6 protein-coding genes are annotated in these 8,866 nt (G+C 44.4%); 2 read left to right on the forward strand and 4 right to left on the reverse strand.

Annotation, left to right across the window (positions count from 1 at the left end):
- Positions 1 to 101 precede the first annotated feature (101 nt).
- The gene (locus FD44_RS03235; protein WP_010619106.1) at positions 102 to 3,395 is read left to right on the forward strand and encodes a DEAD/DEAH box helicase; all 3,294 of its coding nucleotides are present in this window, start codon (positions 102 to 104) and stop codon (positions 3,393 to 3,395) included.
- A 63-nt stretch (positions 3,396 to 3,458) separates the two neighbouring features.
- On the opposite strand, the gene FD44_RS03240 is transcribed toward FD44_RS03235, so the two are convergent.
- From FD44_RS03240 to FD44_RS03250, 3 genes are all read right to left on the reverse strand, one after another.
- Entirely contained in the window at positions 3,459 to 4,502 is a 1,044-nt protein-coding gene (locus FD44_RS03240) for a PTS sugar transporter subunit IIC (protein WP_029327476.1), read from the reverse strand.
- Positions 4,503 to 4,554: 52 nt separating this feature from the next.
- Complete coding sequence (locus FD44_RS03245; RefSeq protein ID WP_010619104.1) at positions 4,555 to 5,745, reverse strand: aminotransferase class I/II-fold pyridoxal phosphate-dependent enzyme; 1,191 nt, start codon at positions 5,743 to 5,745, stop codon at positions 4,555 to 4,557.
- A gap of 317 nt (positions 5,746 to 6,062) precedes the next feature.
- Positions 6,063 to 6,668 (reverse strand): Vat family streptogramin A O-acetyltransferase, encoded by a 606-nt coding sequence (locus FD44_RS03250; protein ID WP_033445163.1) that lies wholly within the window; start codon positions 6,666 to 6,668, stop codon positions 6,063 to 6,065.
- A 293-nt stretch (positions 6,669 to 6,961) separates the two neighbouring features.
- Here FD44_RS03250 and FD44_RS03255 point away from each other — a divergent pair, with 293 nt between their 5' ends.
- Positions 6,962 to 8,308 carry an amino acid permease gene (locus tag FD44_RS03255; RefSeq protein WP_010619102.1) on the forward strand — a complete coding sequence of 449 codons (1,347 nt, stop codon included), beginning with the start codon at positions 6,962 to 6,964 and terminating at the stop codon, positions 8,306 to 8,308.
- A 65-nt stretch (positions 8,309 to 8,373) separates the two neighbouring features.
- On the opposite strand, the gene FD44_RS03260 is transcribed toward FD44_RS03255, so the two are convergent.
- On the reverse strand, positions 8,374 to 8,866 hold a 493-nt coding region (locus FD44_RS03260), incomplete at its 5' end, for an effector binding domain-containing protein (RefSeq protein ID WP_156656217.1).

Genomic DNA, 8,866 nt, shown 5'->3' on the forward strand with positions numbered 1-8,866 from the left:
AAACATTTGGTCACTACCTTGTTACTTTCCCTCAGACTTTGGTACACTGAAGGATAGACCACAAATCAGTCAATCAACGAAGGCTCGGGGGCAACATTATTATGAAAGAACGTAACATTCCAAAAAGATTCTGGGATCGTGGTGAAGCAATTGCCAAATCCGGAAAAGTAATTATCAATTCAATCGATCGAAATAACCACGTCATTGAAGCGACGGTTTACGGATCAACTCCCTATCACGTCACGCTTAGACAAAATGAATTAGAAGATGACTCCTGCACCTGTCCATTTTTTGATGGCAACGGTTTTTGTAAACACGTTGCTGCCGTCATCGAACTGCTTGAATCAGAAAATCGCCCATTAGAAACCCTGTTCGACGATATAGCAGATGCCAACGATCGTATTTCCAAAACGGATACGTCAATCGTCCAGGCCAGTGAAGCTGCTGACCGCTTCTTCAACATGCTCAAAGAACGCCGAAATAAAACCGTTGAAGCAGATCATAGCGGTGAAGAATTTTTGGATCAATTATCCTTACCTCGGCAGCAATATTTCCAACCAATTGCCGATGACGCATCAACACAACTCAAACTTGAAGTAACCCTATTTGTCGATAGTTTGGATCCATACTGGGATAATCCCAACGCCCAAAATCGACTGCTCATTCGGCTGCGAATCGCGTCAAAGGCCCAAAATCGGTTCTACATTATTAGTCGAATTCAAGAATTTTTAGAAGCCTACAAAATTGGGGGCGACCTGCACACTGCTGGTAAACAGGTTTTCCACATTAATAAGGAATCATTTTCAAGTCCAGATCAACAATTTCTGGATTACCTCTTACTCATGCAACCCGATATCGTCCCCGATGAACACCAAATTAATCGAAACCGCGACTTACTATTACCACCACTGTACGTCTCCCATTTGCTGGACCTAAGTCAATCATTACCCGACTTTCAATTCGTGTTAGACGACAAACACTACGATTTGATTGAGCAGGAAACTTTTGCACCAGATAATGGCCTCATTACCGCTGAAATTAAATCCGTTGCGGACGGTTATAATTTAAGCATTACGGTACAACCGCAAACCCAAGTCCAAGCGAACCTATTTGATATTTCGGGCAACGTTTTTTATTCAACAACGCCCCTCCAAATGACGTTACTATCGAACATTATCAGCACGTATAAATTATCACTTCAGCGCCATTCGATGCTCAAACTACCCGGCGAGCCACTCGAAAGAGCAGCCCTACATTTTTCAGCTGGACAGGTCGCCGAATTGAACCAATTTGTCGCTAACTTTAAGAAAATTGGTGAGATTACCGTCCCCGATGAATTAAAAACAGTTCAAATGGTGCCCCATTTTGATTTAAGTCATGCCGGTAATCAGCTCGATTTAGCACTCTCCTACGAATACGAATCAGGGCTGGTTGCTGAAGCGGATGCAGCTGAACTGCCCGAAGCATCCCGAAACTTGCAAATGGAACAACAGTCACAGCAATATCTCCGCCAGTTACAGTTCATTCCGGCCAATAATACTTGGTCCAAAGACTTTTCCAGTGGCGCAGCACTGTATCGTTTCTTTGCGCAAGAACTTCCCAATTTACGCCTAAACGGGGTGGTCACCGTCAGCGATGATCTAAACGATTTGGTCGCCGACGCATCAGACCTCGATTCCTCGGTCGCGGTCAGCGAAAATGGTGGCTTACTGGCCGTTGACTTCAACTTCAAGGGCATTGATGAACACGAAGTTGACCACATTTTAAATGAGCTGGATAAGAATCAGCCCTACATCACTCGGAAAGATGGGACAATTGTTTTAGTTGATGAATCGTTAAAGAAAATTAGTACCGCTCTCACCCAAGTTCGAAAATGGGCCAATCAACCCATTAAAAATGGCCAATTAACCGTCTCAAATACCCAAGCACTTGCCGTTCAGGCTGTGCTAGGTAAGGATGCTCATTTTGATGAAAAGTTTTTAAAACTAACGCAAAATTTAGCTCATCCGGAACTATTTGACGTTCAGCCCAGCCACAGAGTCCATGCAACTCTCCGTCCCTATCAAAAAGTCGGTGTTCAATGGCTAGAAATGCTGAATTCTTACCATTTTGGCGGGATTCTTGCTGACGATATGGGTCTTGGAAAAACGATTCAAATGATTGCCTTTTTGCTGAACCATTTGGATAAGGACAAGCCGAGTCTGATTATTTCCCCCGCCTCCCTTATTTATAACTGGCAGGCTGAATTTGAAAAATTTGCACCAGAAATGATCGTTGAAGTTGTGGATGGTAGCAAATCCAACCGCGTCGCCGTGATTGAGCAGGGAGACGCTGACGTTCTCATCACCAGTTACAATAGCGCTCGCCTTGACGTTGCTGAGTATGAGCAACGCAAGATTAACTACTTGGTTCTTGATGAAGCGCAGTACGTTAAGAATTCAAGCACCAAAACGAACCAGAGCCTACAAAAGCTGAATCCAACGAACACGTTTGCCCTCTCTGGGACACCCATTGAAAATCGGATTGAGGAGCTTTGGGCCATTTTCCAGCTGGTCATGCCTGGCTTGCTCCCCAGCAAAAAAGAATTCAAAAAGTTAGATCCGCAAGAAATCGCCTTGCGCGTTAAACCGTTTATTTTACGACGGGAAAAGATGACCGTTCTAAAGGACATCCCTGCCAAGGTCGAATCCAATCTGACCAATGAGATGACCAAGGAGCAAAAGACCGTCTATCTAGCTCAACTCAAGCAAATGCAGGTTAAAATTCAAGGGATGTCGAGCGAGTCATTTGTTAAGAATAAAATTGCCATCTTGGCAGGACTTACTCGTCTCCGTCAAATTTGTGATACACCAGCGCTTTACCTGGATGATTATCAAGATAGCTCTGGCAAATTGGAACAGCTGACTGAGATTGTGAACCAAGCCATCGAAAACAATCGTCACGTGCTGATTTTCTCTCAATTTACCAGCATGCTGGACATCATTAAACAACGCTTAGATGCGGAACATCACGATAGCTTTATGCTTCAAGGAAATACCAAACCAAAGGATCGCCTCGCAATGGTGAACTCGTTTAATCAGGGGGATAAAAATCTTTTCCTCATCTCCCTAAAAGCGGGTGGTACTGGATTAAACTTAACCGGTGCCGACATGGTCATCCTGGTTGACCTTTGGTGGAATCCGGCGGTTGAGGATCAGGCGACCGCCCGAGCGCACCGAATCGGTCAGAAAAAAGAAGTCGACGTTTTCCGCCTCATCACTAACGGGACAATCGAAGAACAAATTTACAAACTGCAAGAAAAGAAGCGCAATTTTGTGGACCAAGTCCTTAGTGGCACCCAGAATAAGGGGTCGCTGACGGAGGATGAAGTTCGTTTGATATTGGGCATTGATTAGCTAAATAGACCAGCTCTCCGAATGGGAGGGCTGGTCTATTTTTGTTTCATGTGAAACAATTTTTTATGCGTAATTCAACTTAAAGTTATCCTCTTCGTAAAAGTGCAATTTATCTTCAAATACGTAATTGCTCAGGATTCCCAATCCAATTGGCAGGATTAAGACGAGCACCGTTACCAGCGTAATTGAACCAAGTGTCACTTGCCCCAACCCATTTAACGCAGCAATTGGTCCAATCAGACCAGAGAAACCGAATCCCGCACTCATCGTCGTTCCTTGAATGTTGAAAAGTGCGCCGAGTCCACCCAAGATTCCCGCATTAATAATAATTGGAATGATTAATTTTGGCCGAGACATAATGTTCGCCATTTGCATCTTGGGCGATCCTAAGAAATGGGCTAAAGACGTCCCCACTGAATTAACTTTCCAGCCGTAAACAGCCAAGGCAAATCCAGCAGCAACAATTCCTAAGTTGGCGGATCCAGCTGCAATGCCATTGATACTGATTGCCGCTGCAATTCCGACCGATGAAATGGGCGAAATAATTAAAAGTGAAAAGACAATTCCCAGCAAAACGCCCATGATAATGGGTTGTAACGTGGTCAATTGCATGACGCTTAACCCGATTAATTTGGTAATTTCGCTTACTGGACCCAAAGTTAACGTTCCGATACCGCCCGCAATCACGAGCACTAACGTTGGAATCAGTAAAATGGTGTACGCCTTAAGTCGTTGCCCCAATACCAAAATGACCGCGTAGCCAATCATAATGGTGATGGCAATATTGATAACATAGCCCGTCCCACTGGCGACAAACCCGTTGGCACCCGCCTTAAAGTTACCTGCCCCCATGACGGCGGCTAACGCAATTGACGTTGTTTGAATCGGCGAAAATTTGGCAAGCATCCCCACGCAAACCGCAGCAACCGCTGGCAACAAGACCATTGTGGCATTCGTCATCCCCATAATGGTTTCCCCGCCTGGAAAAACGGGTAACAAAGCCGTCAACAGTTGGTTAAGCAAGGCACTGGGAACCAGTGCCACGATAATCCCAATCGATAGTCCATTTAGCGTATTCATGACCACTTCTTTAGTTGTTTTTCCAATTGAATTTTGTGACTCACTTTTTGTTATTTCCATCCTACTCACTCCTATTAATTTATCGTCCCGCCGTTGGTAGCACCTGTTTTACAACGTAAGCTTGAATCCGTTCAATTGCTTTCGTCAAATCTTCAGTGCTGGCTGCATAGCTAATCCGCACGTAACCCTCACCGCCAGGGCCAAATGAAGCCCCCGGAATCACGGCCACTTTTGCTTGCTTAGCCAAGTCGTAGCAGAATGTCCAACTATCCTGATTTAGCGTTTCTGGAATTTTAGCAAATAGGTAGAAGGCCCCGTTTGGACTCGCACATTCAAAGCCAGCTTTAGCTAACCCAGCTAACAATAAGTCCCGGCGTTCTTGGTAGACCGCGCGCATTTTAACGCCATCATCCATCCCATTTTCAAAGGCCTCCTGGGCTGCGACCTGAGCATTGGTGGTTGCTGAAGTAATCGCAAACTGATGAACCTTACCAATTTCCATGATCACGTCGGCTGGTCCGCAAAGGAGCCCAATTCGCCAACCCGTCATTGCGTGGGATTTTGAGACCCCATTTAAGACGAGGGTTTGTTCCGGAAGCATCGTCCCCATTGACGCGTGCGTCCCCTCGTAAGTTAATTCACTGTATATTTCGTCGCTAAGGCAAAAGATATCGTATTGCGAAATGACGTCAGCAATTTTCTGAAGATCGTCATGCTTGTACGTCACACCAGTTGGATTGCTTGGAAAGTTGAGGACAACTGCCTTAACGGTTTCTTTATTCGCCTCGATTGCGGCCTGCAATTTTTCTGGAGAAAGGACAAATCCATCAGCCGATGTATCGACAAACACAACCTTGGCCCCATTTAGCATGGCAACCGGAATGTATAATGGGAAAATTGGCGTTGGGATAATCACCGTGTCGCCAGGATTTAAAATGGCGGTTAAAGCTGAATAAATCGCCTCGGTAGCCCCCGTGGTCACGAGCATTTGGGTTTCCGGATTGTAATCCAATTCATATTTTTGCTTCAAAAAGTTGGCAGCTGCTTTCCGAAGACCAATGATTCCACGAGAATTCGTGTAATGACTCTCATTATTCTCGATACTCCGAATTGCGGCTTGTTTGACGTGCTCTGGGGTGTTGAAATCCGGCTCTCCCAAAGTTAACTTGACGATGTCCGGAATGTTCGCAATTTCCTGATTAAACTTTAAAATTTCTGATGGTGCTAATGCGCTTAATTCCTTTTTCATGTGACCAATCAATCGACTCATATGCCATTCCTCCTGTAATATAAAAACCCCTTCCAGTCACGACAAATGACTGAAAAGGGTTCGCAGTTACGCTTATAGTCCCCCCGCACAGTCAGTTAACGTGATCTGTGCGGCCGGTTTTAATCAAAGCTAAAATGCTTTTGGCTCTCCACAAATCACACCCGGAAAAACCAAAAGTAATAACGACAATTATTCAGTTGAGTTTTTTCATTAAGTTTCATAAGTGAAAGCTCCCTTGAATTAAATGTTGCATTTATCATACCATTTTAATATTTTTAATCAAGCTCTAATTTATTTTAGTTGGCTTAATTAACGTTTCAATCTGCGCAACAGTAGGTGTTGCCAGTAATCCAATCGATTGGCTGATTCCACCATTTCAAAATTGCGAGTTTTTCAATCACTTCTTCGGAAAAGCGCTGTTTGATGGACTGTGCGGGATTGCCACCCACAATTGAGTACGCGGGAACATTCTTGGTAACGGTACTATTTGCGCCGATAATCGCACCATCCCCAATCGTAATGCCCGGCAAAACGGTCACTTTCTGCCCAAACCACACATCATTACCAACAATGGTATTCCCCTTCATCGGCAGGTCGCTAAGTTCTGGCGTGTTGGCTTCCCAGCCATTTGCCAGAATGTTAAATGGGTACGTCGAAATCCCTCTCATCACGTGGTTCGCCCCATTCATCACAAATTCAATCCCGCTTGCGATTGAACAAAACTTACCAATGATCAGTTGATCCCCGAGGAACTCATAGTGATGCGTCACGTGGTCCTCAAAATGGTCGGAATCTTCTGGGCTATCATAATACGTATAATCGCCAACCGTGATATTGGGCCGGGTAATTGTCGGTTTTACAAATGCTAACTCGCCAATTTTTTGATTAGGATGACGATCATTTGGATTTGGCCCCTGTGCCATAGTATCAGCTCCCATTTCGTATTTTCCCCATTATACCGTATAAACTTTTCCTTGACAGACTATTAAATTACGGTTAGAGTGAACACATATTTTAACCGTACGGATTAAATAAGAGAGATTAGTCACCGGCTGCAAGCTAATCACAAAAAATGGCGAACCACAAAATGTTTGGCCTCAATACCGGCTATAAAGGCAATCTAATTAATTGTGAATTAAGGATGGAACAGCGCTAAGGACGCTCCTAGTAGAAATACTAGGGGTGTCCTTTTTTATTTTAAACGGAGGTTATCAAAATGGAAGATAAACAGAAACTATCACGCTCACTCAAGAGCCGCCACATTCAAATGATTGCAATCGGTGGGGCAATCGGGACCGGTTTATTCCTGGGATCCGGGAGTGCCATTCGAGCAGCTGGTCCCTCAATCATCCTCGCATATCTCGTTGTTGGGATCTTTTGTTTCTTTCTCATGCGGGCAATCGGGGAGTTACTCCTCTCCGACACCAGTAAGTCGTCCTTCATCGATTTTGTGAAAGAGTACCTCGGTGACCGAGCCGAATTCATCACCGGTTGGACGTACTGGTCCTGCTGGATTAGTTTAGCAATGGCTGATTTAACGGCTACAGGAATCTACGTAAAGTACTGGTTCCCAGGCTTTCCACAGTGGCTAACTCCACTCATTATCATTTTATTATTATCACTCATTAACCTCGTGAACGTTGGGCTATTTGGAGAATTTGAATCATGGTTCTCCCTTATAAAAGTTGTCGCAATTATTGCGTTAATCGTGGTCGGGGTCGTTTTAGCAATCGGGCACTTTAAATTAGGTTCCACAACGACCGGTTTCTCAAACCTTGTCAGTCATGGTGGCTTCTTCCCAACAGGAATTTCTGGATTCTTGCTATCATTTCAAATGGTGGTCTTCGCTTTCGTTGGGATTGAAATGGTTGGGCTAACCGCTGGGGAAACTGCCAATCCCGAAGAAAATTTACCAAAAGCCATCAATAGTTTGCCAATCCGAATCGGGCTATTCTACGTTGGGTCAATGATTGCCATCATGAGTGTTTACCCATGGGACAAAATTACCACGACCTCTAGCCCCTTCGTTCAGGTCTTTTCTGGAATTGGGATTGCTGGTGCTGCTGGGATTCTAAACTTCGTCGTCCTAACCGCGGCCATGTCAGCAACGAATAGCGCCATCTTCAGTACCAGCCGGACACTGCACGCCTTGGCAACTGGGGGTAACGCGCCTAAACGGTACAGGGAACTGGATCGCCGTTCGGTACCTAGCAAAGCTTTAAACGTGTCATCCCTCTTCCTATTTATCATCGTTATCCTAAACTTCATCATGCCAGCAAAAGTCTTCACCCTCATTTCAGGGGTTTCAACCATTAACTTTGTCTTTGTGTGGGTGGTCTTGCTGTGGTGCCACATTAAATATCGGCAAAAGCACCCAAAGGGACACGCCAGCTTTACGATGCCAGGGTATCCGGTTACGGATTACCTCAGCCTCATCTTCTTCATTGGCGTTCTGATTTACCTATTCTTTGTGCCATCAACAAGAATCTCATTAATAATTTCAATTGTTTGGTTTATTGCCCTAGCAATCGTTTACCAGGTAGCGTATCGCAAACGATACTGAAAAGAACCCCTCACTTTGACCACTAAAGTGAAAGGTTCTCTTTGTTACAAGCACTATTATACTTCTTATTTAGCCACAATAGGTAGGTATATTTTAAACTTGCCCTTCCCCGAAATCAGGTTCGTGACAACTTCCAAATTATAGTTTCCGGCAACTGCGTAATCAATAGATTGAGCCAATTCGCCATATGCCGCACCAATCATTTGATCGATTTCGTTGCGATCCAATGATTTGAACTCAAACTTGGCATACTTCCCAGCTGGAATCGTAAATGACTCAGTGGGTGCGGCCATAACTCTAACGCCCACGAGGTAGTGCTGCTTCTCATCTTGATTGAAGTTGACAGCGTAAAAATCATCGTCCATTGCATCCTCAGTAACCTGATCCTGAATGTCCTTTAATTTACTGATGTAATCGGCTTTGACGACACTCATTTCGGAAATATCGTTAAATGACGCAGGTGTTGGTAGGGTCGTTTGAAATCCTGAGATAAGTTGTTCTGGTAATGTTTCGACTTTAAATGGCATATTAATCACTCCTCGTATTATTAAAATTAAT

Origin of the sequence: Secundilactobacillus malefermentans DSM 5705 = KCTC 3548 (assembly GCF_001436395.1) — a bacterium.
In the GTDB taxonomy this organism is placed as follows: Bacteria; Bacillota; Bacilli; order Lactobacillales; family Lactobacillaceae; genus Secundilactobacillus; species Secundilactobacillus malefermentans.

Coding starts and splice junctions, on each gene's coding strand:
- FD44_RS03235 (WP_010619106.1), top strand. CDS start 102: ATGAAAGAACGTAACATTCCAAAAAGATTCTGGGATCGTGGTGAAGCA.
- FD44_RS03250 (WP_033445163.1), bottom strand. CDS start 6,668: ATGGCACAGGGGCCAAATCCAAATGATCGTCATCCTAATCAAAAAATT.
- FD44_RS03255 (WP_010619102.1), top strand. CDS start 6,962: ATGGAAGATAAACAGAAACTATCACGCTCACTCAAGAGCCGCCACATT.
- FD44_RS03245 (WP_010619104.1), bottom strand. CDS start 5,745: ATGAGTCGATTGATTGGTCACATGAAAAAGGAATTAAGCGCATTAGCA.